The following is a 14,035-nucleotide window of genomic DNA, read 5'->3' on the forward strand; positions in this document are numbered from 1 at the left end:
GACGCTATGCCGAAACTGACTGTATTGCCTCATCCCGACTACTGCCCTGAAGGCGCCGTAATCGAGGACGCGCCCAAGGGCGTGTCGATCTGCCGCATTTTGCTGGACAACCATATCGACATCGAGCACGCCTGCGAACTATCGTGTGCGTGCACCACCTGTCATGTGGTCATCAAGCAGGGCTATTCCGCACTGGAAGACGCGACGGACGACGAAGAGGACTTGCTGGACAAGGCTTGGGGCTTGACGCCCACGTCGCGCCTGTCGTGCCAGGCGCTGGTGACCGACGCTGACCTGACGGTTGAAATTCCCAAGTACACCATCAACCATGCCAAAGAGGGCCATTGATGAAGTGGACCGATACCTACGACGTTGCGGCCGCCCTGGTCGACGCGCATCCTGACGTGGACCCCAAAACGCTGCGCTTCACGCAGCTGCGCGAATGGGTCATGGCCTTGCCTGGTTTCAACGACGACCCCGCCCACTGTGGCGAAAAAATCCTTGAAGCCATCCAGATGGCCTGGATCGACGAAGCGGACTGACCGCATCAAACAAAAACGCTCCCGGATGGGGGCGTTTTTGTTTGCGCGGCCGTCGTGCCGCCGTGCCGCCGTCAAGCGGCCACGTTATCATCAAGGATCCGTACGTTGTGTTCCACCTTGTCCGAGTCTACTGATGCCCGCTGCTCCATTGCGCTTTGGCCTGGCCGCCAACCGGCTGCACCACGAAACCCCCGATGCCGCTTTGTTCACCTGGTTGCGCGCGTGCTCGTCCACGATACGCGAGCTGGGCGTCCAACTGCACACCGTCGGCCGCACCCATGACGCCATCGTGCGCGAAGGGATGTTGCAGGGCTACAGCGGGCTGATCCGGTATCCCTACGGGCGCGAAGGCGGACTGATGAAGCTGGTGGCGCGCGTGACCGAAGGGCGCGACGGGCAGGCGCCGTTCGACGGCGCTATCTATCTGATCGACCCGGTGGATCCGTCGTCGATTTTCCCGGAAGCCTTGGCGTTAAAGCGTCAGTGCATCACGCATGGCCGACCGTTTATTTCAACAGTGGCCGGTGCCATCGAATGGATGGAAGTGGAACGCGTGCATGCCGGGTTGGCGCCTGATGCGTCCGTGTCGCGCCTGTTCAACTTCACGGGCCAGACGCTGGCCATGATCGCGCACGATGCGCTCAAAGACGAGATGGTGGCGTTTGCCAGCGAGCATTTCGACGTGTTGTCGCAGTTTGCCCGGCGCGTGGCGACAGGCACCACAGGCGGCCGGCTGAACGAATTGGCATGGTCGCGCGGGTGGCCCAAGGATACGCCGTGGGTGCATCGCTACCTGAGCGGTCCGCTGGGCGGCGACGCGCAGATTGCCGAACTGGTGCTTGAGCATCAGTGCCAGCGCGTGATCTTCTTCGAAGACCCGCATGTGGCGCGCCAGCACGAGGCCGACATTCAACTGCTTGAACGCGCCGTGCGCGTGGTTACCGACTCCGCCACCTGCGCAACCTCGCCGACCGTGGCGCGGCGCTGGGCGCAGGCGGTCGAGAAGCGCGCCGGCCTGATCTGACACGCGAGCTAACCGGGCAAGCCGCCATCGATGATGATCCGGCTTACCCGGTCCGCCACGGCGGTGGCCGCCATGGACAGCGGCAGCACGTCCGAACGGCATAGGAATACCGGCCGCGTCAGGCGCGGCGCTTTTATCCGGCGCAGCGACACCTCGCCGCGCATTGCCTCTTTGCGCACCGCTTCGTAGGACAGGATCGTGTGCGCCAGCCCGGCGTGAACCAGTTCTATCAATTGCGGGATCGCGTTGGCTTCTGCAATGACGCGAAACGCAGTGCGTTCCTGCTGCTGATACTTGTCCAGCAGCCGCCGCAAACTATGTGGATTGCCGGCAAAACCAGCGGTAGTTTGGCCAGGGCGCCTAACCCCATCTTAGGTAACGTGGCCAATTGCCCGGACCACGCTTGTGCGCCGCCGCTTGCTGCCGGTGGCGACACCACCACCAGTTCCTCATCGGACGCCACTGAAAGACATTCCGGTGCTGGATCTGAGCAAGGTGCTGGCCGGCCCGTTGTGCGGCCAGTATCTGGGCGAGCTGGGCGCGCGCGTCATCAAGGTCGAGCCCGTGGGCACCGGCGACGACACGCGCGCCTGGTTGCCGCAGGACGCCGGGCAATCCGCCACGTTCCTGGCCGTCAACCACAACAAGCGCAGCCTGGCCGTCGACTTGAAATCCGACGCGGGCAGGGCAGTGGTGCATCGGCTGGCCCAGCAGGCGGATGTGGTGTTGCAGGGGTTCGGCGGCAAGACCGCCGCGCGGCTCGGTGTTGACTACGAGACGCTGGCCCGCCTGAATCCGACGCTGATCTATTGCGAAATTTCCGGGTATGGCCGCGAAGGGCCGATGGGTGACGAGCCCGGTTATGACGTGATGCTGCAAGCCTTCAGCGGCATGATCAGCACCATGGGCGAGCCGGGCGGCAACTTCGCCCGCGCCAGCTTTTCACCGGTGGACCTGGGCACCGGGTCGTTTGCGTTAAGTGGCATTCTGGCGGCGCTGCTTCAGCGTGCGCAGACGGGGCAAGGACAGTATCTGGACGTGTCGTTGCTGGATACCTCATTGGGCTTGATGTCGTACATGGCGCAGAATTATTGGCGCACTGGCCAGATTCCGCGTCGCATGGGCACGGGCCACCCGGCGATGTGCCCGTATCAGGCGTTTCGCGCGGCGGATGGCGACCTGATGCTGGGCGTGGGCAATGACGCACAATGGCAGCGCTTTTGTGCCGTCGCCGGTTTGCAGGACAAGGTGAACGATCCGGAATTCGCCAGCAACGCGGCGCGCGTGCGCAACTTTGACGCGACCGTGGCATTGGTGCAGGCGCGGATTGCGACGCGAACGGTGGCCGACTGGATCGCCACGCTCAAGCCCGCCGGCATTGCCTGTTCGGCCATACACACGCTGGACCAGGCGCTGTCGCACCCGCAGGTGGCGGCACGCGAGCTCATCGTCAGCAGCCAGCATCCGGTGCTGGGTACGGTTCAAAACGTGGGCTTGCCCGTGCGGTTCGGCAAGCAGCCGCGCCAAGCCGCCATGCCTGCGCCGCTGCTTGGACAGCACAGCCGCGAGATTCTGGCAGACTTGGGCTACACGCCCGACGACATCGACGCCTTGCTTGCCGCCGGCAGCGTGCAGGAAGCACCCCAACAAGCACCCCAACAAGCACCCCAAGCGTCGCCCCACACAGCACCCGGAGAACCATGTTGACCTATCTACGCTACGAAGTGCGCGACCGGATCGCCGAGATTCACCTGTGCCATGCGCCGGTCAATGCACTGGATGTGGACATGCTGGATGCGTTGATTGCCGCGCTGGAGCGCGCCAATGCCGATACGGCCGTGCGCGCGGTGCTGCTGGCCAGCGATCTTCCCGGCCGCTTCTGCGCCGGGTTGGATATGAAGAAACTGATGGCCAGTTCAGCCGGCGAAATCCATGCGCTGTTGTCCCGGCTGTACGTCAAGCTCTACGACGCGCAATTCAACCTGACCAAGCCGTCGATATCCGTGGTGTCGGGCGCCGTGCGCGGCGGCGGCATGACGGTGGCCATTTCCAGCGACATGATCGTGGCCGCCAGCAACGCCACGTTCGGGTATCCCGAGATTGATGTTGGTGTGCTGCCGGCCATTCACTACGCGCATCTGCCTGCCATCGTGGGCAAGCATCGCGCGTTTGATCTGCTCTTTACCGGCCGCACATTCAGTGCGCAGGAAGCGCACGCGCTGGGCCTGGTGGCGCGCGTTGAAGAAGAAGCGCAGTTGTTGGCGCAGGCGCGCCAGTTGGCGCAATCGTTGGCAAGCAAGCCGCCACAGGTGCTGGCCATGGGCCGCCGCGCGTTCGTGTTTGCCAACGATAACGACTACCGCCGCAAGCTGGCGACCGCCGTCGAGGTGTTCTGCAACGCTGCCGCCACGCCGGATGCCGCCGAGGGACTGTCGGCATTTGTGGAAAAGCGTGCACCGGTGTGGAAGCAAGCGTAGGGAACAGCAACGGCGGGGAGGGTCCATGAAGGCCGCGCGCCGCTCACGAACCCCTAACGCCCCCGCCCGCGCTATTACCCCTTGAACTGCGGCGCGCGTTTTTCGCGGAACGCGCGCACGCCCTCGGCAAAGTCCGCCCGACCCGCGGAATCCAAAAAGCGCGCCGTCTCCTCGGCCAGTTGCGTCTCCAAGGTGGCGTGCTGCGCGCTGCGCAGCAAAGCCTTCGCGCCCGCAATACCATGCGGCGCATGGCGGGCCAGTTCCTGGGCGTAGCGTGCACCCGCCTCAGCCAGATCCGAAGCGGGCACGCTGCGGTTAAGAATGCCCCATGCCAACGCATCGCTTGCCGTGAAGGCATCGTGTCGCAGCAGCAGGTCCAGCGCGCGCCGTGCGCCCAGCACGCGAACCAGCCCGTGCGTCATACCCGCGTCGGGCGTTGCGCCCAGCTTCAAGTACGCGGTCATGAAGCGTGTGTCGTTATCGGCAATGGCCAGATCGCAGGCCAGCACCAGCGACAAGCCAGCGCCCGCCGCGACGCCATGCGCTTGCGCCAACCAGATCTTGTTCATGCGTGCGATGCGCGCGATGAAATCATTCAGCGGCGTGAACAGGTCCAGCAAGGTGGCGCGCACCTGCGCCGCTTCGCCGGTGAACATGCTGATGTCGCCGCCGGCGCAAAACGCCTTGCCCGCCGCACGCAACCGAACGACCCGAATATCCTTCTGCGTTTCCAGCCATTGCGCGGCGCGTTGCAGGTCGCGCGCCATGGCGACGTCGATGGCGTTAAGCGTGTCGGGGCGGTTCAGCGTGACGGTGGCCAGCGTGCCGTCCGCCTCCAGCAGCACGGAATCGAACGTGGGAAGTTCCTGGGTCATGGCGTGTCTCCGTTATCGGGTAAGTACCAACTGTCGATCCAAAAACCGCGATGCTATGGTCTGAACCGAGCGCTTGCTTGGTTTTGTTTTAAGCAGGTCTAGCGTAACGCATAGCACTGCCGCATAGCACTGTCGCATTGAACGATTTTCCGGCGCTGGATTGGCGTAGGTAAAAGACAGGTTCGTTGCATCGCCTGCCTGGCGGGTCGCCCGATTCATCGCCCAAAAAAATGTCCGCCACAAGGCGGCAAATAACTTCGCGATCAATCAGCGAGGAGACAAATGGTGGATCAGTCCGAACACGCTCCCTTGCTGGAGGTGGATGGCGTTACCTTGGCTTTTGGCGGCGTAAAAGCGCTGACGGGCGTGGGCTTCCGGGTGGCGCCCGGCACCATCACCACCGTCATCGGCCCCAACGGCGCAGGCAAGACGTCGCTGTTCAACACCATTTCCGGCTTCTACAAGCCGGCCACCGGCCAGATCCGATTTGAAGGCCGCGACATCAGTCGCGTGGCGGCGCCCGAGCGCGCGCGGATGGGCTTGGCGCGCAGCTTTCAGAACATCGCGCTGTTTCGCGGCATGACCGTGCTGGACAACATCAAGCTGGGTCGCCACGCGCACCTGCGCACCAACGTGCTGGATGCGCTGCTGTACCTGGGCCGCGCGCGCCGCGAAGAAATGGCGCTGCGGGCCGACATCGAAGAACGCATCATCGACTTTCTTGAAATCGACCACATCCGCCATGCGCCCGTGGCGGCGTTGTCCTATGGGTTGCAAAAGCGCGTGGAACTGGCCCGCGCGCTGGCCATGCAGCCCAAGGTGCTGATGCTGGACGAACCCGTGGCCGGCATGAATCGCGAAGAAACCGACGACATGGCGCGCTTCATCCTGGATGCGCGCACCGAGTGGGGCGTGACGGTGCTGATGGTTGAGCACGACATGGGCATGGTGATGGACCTGTCGGATCACGTCGTGGTGCTGAACTTTGGCCAGGTGATTGCCGATGGCACGCCCGCCGAGGTGCAAGCCAACCCCGAGGTCATCAAAGCCTATCTGGGCGCGGGGGACGTGGGCGACCTGCGCCGCCGTCTGCGGGAGGCCGCGTGATGGACGCGCTGTTCTTCCTGGAAGTGACCCTGGCGGGACTGGGCAGTGGCGGCCTGTACGCGCTGGCTGCCCTGGCGTTCGTCATCGTCTACAAGGCCACGCGCGTCGTGAACATCGCCATCGGTGAATTCCTGATGCTGGGCGCCTATGTGTTTTACGCGTTTGCCACCGGCATGCAGTGGCCGATCTGGCTGGCCATTGTGGGTGCTGTCGTCGTGTCGGGCGCGTTGGGCGCGCTGGTCGAACGGCTGACGATACGGCCGATGCTGGGCGAAGCGCCCATCTCGGTATTCATGGTGACCGTGGGCCTGGCCTCGATTCTGGTGGGGGTGGTGGAACTGATCTGGACAGCGGATCAACGGCGCTTGCCGGAATTCATGCCGCGCTCGCCCGTGATGATCGGCGAGGCGTTTGTTGCCCCCAAGGTGTTCTACGGATTCTGGGTGGCGGTGGTGCTGGCGTTGCTGGTGCTGGTGGTGTTTCGCTACTGGCGCGGCGGCGTGGCCTTGCGCGCCACGGCGTCCGATCAGGGCGCGGCCTATGCGATGGGCATCAACGTGCCGCGCGTGTTCTCGTTGGCCTGGGTGGCGGCGGGCGCGCTGGCGGCGGTGTCGGGCGTGATCGTGGGCGCCATCGGCGGCATCTCTTCGTCGATGGGCGTGTTCGGCCTGTCGGTGTTGGTGGTGGTGATCGTGGGAGGCTTGGACAGCGTGGCGGGGGCGCTGGTGGGCGGTGTGTTCATCGGCCTGCTGGAAGCCTGGGCAGGCGCCTATCTGGGTGGCGAATTCAAGCTGCTGGCCACTTTCATCGTGCTGGTCGTGGTGCTGATGGTCAGGCCCTACGGCCTGTTTGGCACCCGTGAAATCGAGAGGCTCTGACCCATGCGCATCGCGACCGCGAAACAGACTTACCTGGCGGACGAGGCCCTGTTCGATACGCGCACCCAGCACGTGTGGCTGGCCTTGCTGGCGGCTTCGCTGGTGTTGTTCCCATTCGTGGCCGACGCGTACTGGTTGTACCTGGCCTGTCTGGTCGCTATCAATATCGCCAGTGCCACGGGCTTGAATATCCTGACGGGCTACACCGGGCTGGTCAGCCTGGGTCAAGCCGCGTTCATGGGGCTGGGCGCGTACACGGTGGCCGTGATGGAACTGCGCCTGGGTACGCCGGTGCTGGTCAATTTGCTGGGGGGCGGGGTGGTGGCCATGCTGGGCGGGCTGCTGGTGGGCATCCCGTCGTTGCGGGTCAAGGGCTTGTACCTGGCCATCGCCACCATCGCCGCGTCGTTCATTGCGCATTTCATCTTTGCCAATTGGCAATTTACGGGCGGCACCACCGGCTTGCAGGTGCCCCCCGCGCGCTTGCTGGGCGTGGACCTGGACACGTCGTTCAAGATCTATTGGCTGATCGTGCCGGTGACGATACTGATGGTGCTGGGCGCTGCCAACCTGTTTCGCACCCGCATCGGCCGCGCCTTCATCGCCATCCGCGACCGCGATATCTCGGCCGAAGTGCTGGGCATCCACCTGCTGCGCTACAAGCTGCTGTCGTTCGGGCTGTCGTCTTTTTATGCGGGCGTGGCGGGCGGCTTGTGGGCGTACTTTTTTCGCGTCGTCACACCCGAGAGCTTTCCGCTGATCATGTCGATTTTTTTCCTGGCTGCGATCATCGTGGGTGGCATGGGCTCGATCCTGGGGGCCATCCTGGGCGCGGTCTTTATGACGATGGTGCCGGAACTGCTCAAGCTGATCGTCGGTTGGCTGCCCGTAGGGGGCGACGCGCTGCGCTTGGTATCGCCGGTGCGCACCATTGTTTTCGGCCTGCTGATCGTGGGCTTCCTGATCTTCGAGCCGCATGGGCTCGCGGAAATCTGGCGGCGCGTGCGTCGCTTCTTTCACCTGTGGCCATTCCGGACCTGAACGCGGTTTGGCCGATTGCATGATCCAAAAAGACCCAAGGAGACACACCATGAAGCGCATCCGGATAGGCAGCGGTTTATCGAGGTTGTTGGCCCCGCTGGGCCTGGCGGCGGCAATAGCGGCGGCGCCCGCCGCGCACGCTGCTGACGACCTGGTGCTGGGCGGGTCAATTCCCTTGAGCGGCGTGTTCGCGTTCGCGGGCCAGGGCATCCACGCCGGCATCACCGACTACGTGAAGATCATCAACGACCAGGGCGGCATCAAGGGGCGCAAGCTGCGCTACGTGCCGGAAGACACGGCGTACAAGGTCGATGCGTCGGTGGCCGCCTTCAAGAAGATCACCAGCCAGAATAAGGTGAATTTCTACTACGGCGATTCCACGGGCTTTTCAAAGACCATCAACGCTGAATTGAACCGCACGGGCGACATCCTGATGACGGGCGCGTCGTTCGCCACCGAGCTGAACGACCCCGCCAAGTATCCGGCGCAGTTCATGCTGGGGCCCGACTACACCGAAATGTTCGGCATCCTGCTGCGCTACATCGCCAAGGAGCAGCCTGGTGCGAAAGTCGCGTTCGTGTATTCCGACACCGAGTTCGGCCGCGACCCCATTGCCAGTTCGCGCGCGGTCGCGGAAAAGCTGGGCCTGAAGGTCGCCACCGAGATCATGACGCCGCCGGGCAGCGTGGACGTGTCCACCGAAGTCATCAAGCTGCGCCGCGCCGACCCTGACTTCACGATCTTCCACGGCTACGTGCTGGCGCCCATTCCCGAATTCGTGGGGCAGGGCAAGCGCATGGGCTTGAAGACGCGCTACATGGGCACGTTCTGGACGATGGACAACTCCACCGTGATGCAGATGGGCGAAGACGCCGAGGGCTTCATGGGCGTGATGCCGTATCGCTACTACTACGACACCGAGGGCGATGCGCCGATGCTCAAGAAGATTCGCGAGATGCGTCCGCAATATCAAAGCACGGGCTATATGCAGGGCTTCCTGGCCGCGATGCTGTTTTCCGAAGTGGCCAAGCGCACGCTGGACGCCGGCAAGGATTTGACCAGCGCCAACATGAAAGCCGCGCTGGATGGCATCAAGGACTTCGACACGGGTGGGCTGATCGGCGTGCCCATCACCATCAAGGGCAACTCCATTCCGGTGGGCCGGATCTATCGCGCCGATGTGAAGCAAAAGCAGATGGTGCCGGCGTCCGACTGGATCGTGCTCAAGTGAGGCGCCTGTGACGTTCGCCCCTGACGCGCACGCGGCATCGACCGGCACCGCCACGCCCGCGGCGGTGCTGGACATCAACAATATCGAAGTCGTCTACAACAAGGCGGTGCAGGTGCTGCGTGGCCTGTCCCTGTCGGTGCCGGCGGGCAACATCGTGGCGCTCTTGGGCAGCAACGGCGCGGGCAAGTCCACCACGCTCAAGGCCGTGTCGGGTCTGCTGGACCTGGAAGACGGGGCACTGGTGCGCGGCCACATCGTGTTCAACGGCGGCGACACTCGCGGCGCCAAGCCGCAGAACCTGGTGCGATCGGGCCTTGCGCACGTGATGGAAGGGCGCCGCGTATTTGAAGACCTGACCGTGGAAGAAAACCTGGTGGCCGCCACCTACGCGCTGACGGGCAGGCCCGGCGCGCGGGTGGACTTCGACCTGGTCTACGGCTACTTTCCGCGCCTGTTCGAGCGGCGGCGCGGCCTGGCGGGCTATCTGTCTGGCGGTGAACAGCAGATGCTGGCCATCGGCCGAGCGTTGATCGCGCAGCCGCGCCTGATGCTGCTGGACGAGCCCTCGCTGGGCTTGTCGCCGATGCTGGTCGAAAACATTTTTTCCATCATCGCGCGCATCAACGCCGAGCAGGGCGTGTCGATGTTGCTGGTTGAGCAGAACGCCTCGGTGGCGCTGGCCGTGGCGCACTACGGCTACATCATGGAAACCGGCAAGGTGGTGATCGACGGCTCGGCCGACAAGCTGGCCGCCGACCCCGACGTGCGCGAATTCTATCTGGGCGTGGGCGGCACGGGCGAGGCGCGCGGCTTTCGCGATATCAAGCATTACAAGCGCCGCAAGCGCTGGCTGTCATGAAGGACAAGGCCATGGTTGCGTTGATTGATCCCGCCGTCTGGCCCGAGCTGACCCTGCCGCAGATGTTGCGCGAGCAGGCGCGGCGCAAACCCACGGCCATCGCCATCCGGCAAAAAGACTTTGGCATCTGGAAGCCGCTGTCGTGGGCGGACTACTGGCAGCGCGCCTGCCGCGTGGGCCTGGGGCTGCGTGCCCTGGGCTTAGGTGCAGGCGGGCGCGTGGCCATCGTGTCGGAAAACCGCGTGGAATGGCTGCTGACGCAGTTGGGGGCGGGCACGGTGGGCGGCGTGGCGGTGGGTGTGTATTCGACCAGCCCGGCCGAGGAAATGGGTTATGTGCTGGAGCATGCCGACGTCGAACTGGTGGTGTGCGAAGACCAGGAGCAGACCGACAAGGTGCTGCAAGTGGCCCACCGGCTGCCCTTGCTGCGCCGCATTGTGATGATGGAGACCAAAGGCCTGCGGTCATACCCGCCCGCCGACCGCACGCGCATCGTCACCTTTGCCGAGGTCGAAGCCGACGGCGCGCGTCGCGAGGCCGTCGAGTTTCCCGCGCTGAACGCCGCGCTGGATACGCAGCGGCTGGATGACACGGGGCTGATGATTTATACGTCGGGCTCCACCGGCAAGCCCAAGGGCGCCATGCTTAGTTACCGCAACATGCGCGGCGTGGCGCCGGGCATCGCGGACCGGCTGTCGATGGATGCGGCCAGCGTGCACCTGTCGTATCTGCCGTTATGCCATGTGGCCGAGCAAATGCTGTCCACCTTCGTGCCTCTGTACCTGGGGTCGCAGGTGAATTTTGGGGAATCCATTCGCACCGTGCAGGAGGACCTGCGTGAAGTGGCGCCGACGATTTTCCTGGGCGTGCCGCGCATCTGGGAAAAGTTGCACGCGTCGATCTCGATCAAGATGCAGGAGGCGGGGCGGCTGCAACAGTGGTTGTACCGGCGGGCGCTGGCGCGTTGTGCGCCGTTTCTTGAAAAGTCGCCTGCGCAATACAGCACGGGCGAACGGCTGACGCATGCGCTGTGGTACTGGCTGGTGCTGCGCGCCTTGCAGAACTTCATCGGCTTGCGGCGCGTGCGCGTCGCGATGACGGGCGCCGCGCCGATACCGCCCGATGTGGTCCGCTACTTTCGCAATCTGGGCGTGCCGCTGCTGGAAGTCTATGGGCTGACCGAGTCCGCCGGCATGATCTTCGGCCAACACCCCGATCGCGTAAAGGTAGGCACGGTGGGTGAACCGATCCTGGGCGTGGAATGGAAGATGGGCGAGGCGGGTGAATTGCTGGTGCGCGGCGACATGGTGTTCCAGGGCTATTACAAGAACCCGGACGCCACCGCCGACACGGTGCGCGACGGCTGGCTGCATACGGGCGACGTGGTGGCGGAACAGGACGGCCGCGTGCGCATCGTGGATCGCCTGAAAGACATCATGATCACGGCCGGCGGCAAGAACCTGACGCCGTCCGAAATCGAAAACGCCGTCAAGGGCAGCCCGTATGTGAAGGAATGCATCGTGATCGCGGATGGGCGCAAGTTCGTGTCGGCGCTGATCCAGCTTGAGTTCGACACGGTGGGCAAGTGGGCCGAGTCGCGCCGCATTGCGTTCACGCATTTCCGGTCGCTGGCGGAATCGCCCGAGGTGCGCGAGCTGGTGCAGCAAGAAGTGTCGCGCGCCAACGCCGGGCTGGCGCCGGTGTCGCAGATCAAGCGCTTTCACCTGTTGACCAAGGAACTGGACCACGATGATGGCGAGGTCACGGCCACCATGAAAGTGCGCCGGGCCAGCATCTATCGCACGTACGCGAACGAAATCGAAAGGCTCTACGTTGAGGAGACGATGGCATGAATGACGCCGTGATCGTGGAGGCGGTTCGCACGCCGTTTGGTCGGCGTGGCGGATGGTGGGCCGATACGCGGCCCGATACGTTGCTGGCGCAGACGGTGGATGGCTTGCTGGCGCGTGCCGGCTTGCCGGGCGACAAGGTCGAGGACCTGATCGCGGGCTGCGTCAGCCAGGCGGGTGAGCAGGGCGCAAACGTGGGGCGGCTGGCGGCACTGCTGTCCGGCGTGCCGGCAACCGTTCCGGGCGTAACGCTGAACCGCATGTGCGGCTCCAGCCAGCAGGCGGTGCATTTTGGCGCGCAAGCCATCGCGGCGGGCGATATGCGCTACGTGGTCGCGGGCGGCGTCGAAAGCATGAGCCGCGTGCCGATGTTCCTGGACGTGACCTTGGGGCAGGGCGAATTCAAGGGTTTTGAATCGCTGAACCCTGCGCTGTTGGAACGCCATGCGCTAGTGCATCAGATTGAAAGCGCCGAGCGCATCGCCGACCACTGGAAACTGTCGCAGGCGGACATGGACGATTGGGCGCGCGAAAGCCACGCACGCGCCTGGGCTGCCGCGCGGGCCGGCCTGCATGCCGAACTGCTGCCCGGCCCGCAAGACGCCGCGCATCGGGACGAAGGTATCAGGGAGAAGACCGACGCGGCGCGTATGGCTGCCATGGCGCCCGCGATGCGGCCCGCTGGCCAGGGCGGCGTTACCGCCGCCAACGCCAGCCAGCTGGCAGACGGGGCGGCGGCGGTGTTGCTGGCGGATCGCGACACCGCGCTGTCCGACGGGCTGCGGCCTCGGGCGCGTTTCCTGGCGCGGGTGGTCGTGGGGTCCGACCCGGTGATGCAGCTGACGGGCGTGATCCCGGCGGCGCGTCAGGCCTTGGCGCGTGCCGGGTTGGCGCTGGAAGACATCGACTGGATCGAAATCAACGAAGCCTTCGCCAGCGTGGTGCTGGCGTGGCAGCGCGAGCTTGATGCGAAGCCCGCGCGCGTGAATCCCTGGGGCGGCGCCATCGCGCACGGCCACCCTTTGGGTGCGACCGGTGCCGGGCTGATGGCCAAGATGCTGGCGGGGCTGGAGGCGACCGAAGGCGAAATCGGCATGCAGCTGATGTGCATCGGCCATGGCATGGCCACGGCCACCATCATTCAAAGGCTGTGATCGGCTATGACAAAGACCGCGGCCCTTGTGCCGCGCGAAGAGGGCGCTGATTCCGAACGCCGCCGCGAACTGGTGCTGACGGCCGGCAGGCTGTTCTGCAAGCACGGCTACGAACGGACCACGGTGCGCGAATTGGCGCGCGCCGTGGGCTTGCAGTCGGGCAGCCTGTTCCATCACTTTCGCAGCAAGGAAGAGATCCTGGTGGCGGTGATGAACAACGGCATCCAGGAAGTGATCGACGGGGGCGAACGCGCGCTGGCGTACTACGATGCGCCGGCGGATCGGCTTGCCGCGCTGTTTCGCGTGCACATGTGGAGCATGCTGCAAGGCGCGGGCGGCGATGCAATGAATGCGCTGGTCTACGAATGGCGCAGCTTGTCCGCGCCCAGCCAGTCGGCGGTCAAGGCGCTAAGCGATCGCTACGAAGCGATGTGGCAGTCGGTGGTGGCGGATGCCGTTCAGGCGGGGCTGATCCAGGGCGACGCGCGCGTCATCAAGCGCTGCGTGTTGGGGGCGATGAACCTGACGGTGCAGTGGTACAAGCCTGGCGGGCGTCTGGCGCCGGCGGCTTTCATCGATGCGATGTTGTTGGCGTCGTTGCCGGCGTTGCCGGAAGGGGCGGGCGCGTGGCCGCTGGATGCCGCCGCCTAGCCGCGACGCTTCAGGAATGCCGCCACGGCGCACGCCACGCCCAAGGCCAGCAGGCAACCGGAGACAGGCAGCAGGAAGTCGGCTTCGCCGTGATAGCCGCCGCCGGTGACGCCGCCGGCCACGCCACCCATCCACAACAGCGCCGTCAAGATCGCGGCCACCACGGAGATGGCGGTGGCGATGCATAGCGCAATGAACACCGGGCGGCGTGGCCGCGCGGGCGCGTAGGTCGCACCCTGCAGGACGCGGCGGGGGTGCTTGATCCAATAGACCAGCCCCGCCACGATCAGCAGCAGCATCAGGATCTTGAAGATCACGACGCTGCTCCGGCGCTCGCCTGCGCTGC

General features: G+C 64.7%; 16 protein-coding genes. 13 read left to right on the forward strand and 3 right to left on the reverse strand.

Features of this window, described 5'->3' with window-relative positions; genetic code table 11:
* The first annotated feature begins 6 nt into the window (after positions 1–6).
* The 3 genes from fdx (at position 7) to YH64_RS17535 (ending at position 1,566) form a co-directional block, all read left to right on the forward strand.
* Positions 7–348, forward strand: a complete 342-nt coding sequence (gene fdx, locus YH64_RS17525; RefSeq protein WP_046805791.1) for an ISC system 2Fe-2S type ferredoxin — start codon at positions 7–9, stop codon at positions 346–348.
* Positions 348–542 (forward strand): Fe-S cluster assembly protein IscX, encoded by a 195-nt coding sequence (gene iscX / locus YH64_RS17530; protein WP_046805790.1) that lies wholly within the window; start codon positions 348–350, stop codon positions 540–542. The genes fdx and iscX overlap by 1 nt, the downstream gene beginning before the upstream one ends.
* A 133-nt stretch (positions 543–675) precedes the next feature.
* Complete coding sequence (locus tag YH64_RS17535; protein WP_046805789.1) at positions 676–1,566, forward strand: methylglyoxal synthase; 891 nt, start codon at positions 676–678, stop codon at positions 1,564–1,566.
* Positions 1,567–1,574: 8 nt separating this feature from the next.
* On the opposite strand, the gene YH64_RS17540 is transcribed toward YH64_RS17535, so the two are convergent.
* A complete protein-coding gene (locus tag YH64_RS17540) occupies positions 1,575–1,880 on the reverse strand; it encodes a LysR substrate-binding domain-containing protein (RefSeq protein WP_255444547.1) in 306 nt (101 codons plus the stop codon).
* A gap of 112 nt (positions 1,881–1,992) precedes the next feature.
* Between YH64_RS17540 and YH64_RS17545 the strand changes: the two genes are divergently transcribed.
* Both YH64_RS17545 and YH64_RS17550 read left to right on the forward strand, forming a co-directional pair.
* Positions 1,993–3,273, forward strand: a complete 1,281-nt coding sequence (locus tag YH64_RS17545) for a CoA transferase (protein WP_046805834.1) — start codon at positions 1,993–1,995, stop codon at positions 3,271–3,273.
* Complete coding sequence (locus YH64_RS17550) at positions 3,270–4,043, forward strand: enoyl-CoA hydratase/isomerase family protein (RefSeq protein WP_046805833.1); 774 nt, start codon at positions 3,270–3,272, stop codon at positions 4,041–4,043. Before YH64_RS17545 ends, YH64_RS17550 begins: the two co-directional genes overlap by 4 nt.
* A 74-nt stretch (positions 4,044–4,117) precedes the next feature.
* On the opposite strand, the gene YH64_RS17555 is transcribed toward YH64_RS17550, so the two are convergent.
* Positions 4,118–4,918 carry an enoyl-CoA hydratase/isomerase family protein gene (locus tag YH64_RS17555; protein WP_046805788.1) on the reverse strand — a complete coding sequence of 267 codons (801 nt, stop codon included), beginning with the start codon at positions 4,916–4,918 and terminating at the stop codon, positions 4,118–4,120.
* A 282-nt stretch (positions 4,919–5,200) separates the two neighbouring features.
* On the opposite strand from YH64_RS17555, the gene YH64_RS17560 reads away from it, so the two are divergent.
* The 8 genes from YH64_RS17560 to YH64_RS17595 all read left to right on the forward strand — a co-directional run bounded on the left by YH64_RS17560 (position 5,201) and on the right by YH64_RS17595 (position 13,689).
* Entirely contained in the window at positions 5,201–6,025 is an 825-nt protein-coding gene (locus YH64_RS17560; RefSeq protein ID WP_046805787.1) for an ABC transporter ATP-binding protein, read from the forward strand.
* Positions 6,025–6,903, forward strand: coding sequence for a branched-chain amino acid ABC transporter permease (locus tag YH64_RS17565; RefSeq protein ID WP_046805786.1), 879 nt, complete (start codon positions 6,025–6,027; stop codon positions 6,901–6,903). Before YH64_RS17560 ends, YH64_RS17565 begins: the two co-directional genes overlap by 1 nt.
* Before the next feature lie 3 nt (positions 6,904–6,906).
* The gene (locus YH64_RS17570; protein ID WP_046805785.1) at positions 6,907–7,944 is read left to right on the forward strand and encodes a branched-chain amino acid ABC transporter permease; all 1,038 of its coding nucleotides are present in this window, start codon (positions 6,907–6,909) and stop codon (positions 7,942–7,944) included.
* A 49-nt stretch (positions 7,945–7,993) separates the two neighbouring features.
* Entirely contained in the window at positions 7,994–9,175 is a 1,182-nt protein-coding gene (locus YH64_RS17575) for an ABC transporter substrate-binding protein (protein ID WP_082134542.1), read from the forward strand.
* A gap of 64 nt (positions 9,176–9,239) precedes the next feature.
* Positions 9,240–10,034, forward strand: a complete 795-nt coding sequence (locus YH64_RS17580; RefSeq protein WP_046805831.1) for an ABC transporter ATP-binding protein — start codon at positions 9,240–9,242, stop codon at positions 10,032–10,034.
* Between the two features lie 11 nt (positions 10,035–10,045).
* Positions 10,046–11,887, forward strand: coding sequence for a long-chain fatty acid--CoA ligase (locus YH64_RS17585; protein ID WP_370512756.1), 1,842 nt, complete (start codon positions 10,046–10,048; stop codon positions 11,885–11,887).
* Positions 11,884–13,038: a thiolase family protein gene (locus YH64_RS17590; protein WP_046805783.1), complete on the forward strand. Its 1,155-nt coding sequence runs from the start codon at positions 11,884–11,886 to the stop codon at positions 13,036–13,038. Before YH64_RS17585 ends, YH64_RS17590 begins: the two co-directional genes overlap by 4 nt.
* 6 nt (positions 13,039–13,044) lie before the next feature.
* Positions 13,045–13,689, forward strand: coding sequence for a TetR/AcrR family transcriptional regulator (locus tag YH64_RS17595; protein WP_046805782.1), 645 nt, complete (start codon positions 13,045–13,047; stop codon positions 13,687–13,689).
* On the opposite strand, the gene YH64_RS17600 is transcribed toward YH64_RS17595, so the two are convergent.
* Positions 13,686–14,006, reverse strand: coding sequence for a preprotein translocase subunit TatB (locus YH64_RS17600; RefSeq protein WP_143215428.1), 321 nt, complete (start codon positions 14,004–14,006; stop codon positions 13,686–13,688). The genes YH64_RS17595 and YH64_RS17600 overlap by 4 nt on opposite strands.
* Positions 14,007–14,035 lie beyond the last annotated feature (29 nt).

The organism is Achromobacter sp. LC458, assembly GCF_001005835.2.
Taxonomy (GTDB): domain Bacteria; phylum Pseudomonadota; class Gammaproteobacteria; order Burkholderiales; family Burkholderiaceae_B; genus Achromobacter; species Achromobacter spanius_B.

What these genes read in the sequence shown, in the direction of transcription:
- fdx (WP_046805791.1), top strand. Translation starts at nt 7, where the DNA reads ATGCCGAAACTGACTGTATTGCCTCATCCCGACTACTGCCCTGAAGGC.
- iscX (WP_046805790.1), top strand. Translation starts at nt 348, where the DNA reads ATGAAGTGGACCGATACCTACGACGTTGCGGCCGCCCTGGTCGACGCG.
- YH64_RS17535 (WP_046805789.1), top strand. Translation starts at nt 676, where the DNA reads ATGCCCGCTGCTCCATTGCGCTTTGGCCTGGCCGCCAACCGGCTGCAC.
- YH64_RS17555 (WP_046805788.1), bottom strand. Translation starts at nt 4,918, where the DNA reads ATGACCCAGGAACTTCCCACGTTCGATTCCGTGCTGCTGGAGGCGGAC.
- YH64_RS17560 (WP_046805787.1), top strand. Translation starts at nt 5,201, where the DNA reads ATGGTGGATCAGTCCGAACACGCTCCCTTGCTGGAGGTGGATGGCGTT.
- YH64_RS17565 (WP_046805786.1), top strand. Translation starts at nt 6,025, where the DNA reads ATGGACGCGCTGTTCTTCCTGGAAGTGACCCTGGCGGGACTGGGCAGT.
- YH64_RS17570 (WP_046805785.1), top strand. Translation starts at nt 6,907, where the DNA reads ATGCGCATCGCGACCGCGAAACAGACTTACCTGGCGGACGAGGCCCTG.
- YH64_RS17575 (WP_082134542.1), top strand. Translation starts at nt 7,994, where the DNA reads ATGAAGCGCATCCGGATAGGCAGCGGTTTATCGAGGTTGTTGGCCCCG.
- YH64_RS17585 (WP_370512756.1), top strand. Translation starts at nt 10,046, where the DNA reads ATGGTTGCGTTGATTGATCCCGCCGTCTGGCCCGAGCTGACCCTGCCG.
- YH64_RS17590 (WP_046805783.1), top strand. Translation starts at nt 11,884, where the DNA reads ATGAATGACGCCGTGATCGTGGAGGCGGTTCGCACGCCGTTTGGTCGG.
- YH64_RS17595 (WP_046805782.1), top strand. Translation starts at nt 13,045, where the DNA reads ATGACAAAGACCGCGGCCCTTGTGCCGCGCGAAGAGGGCGCTGATTCC.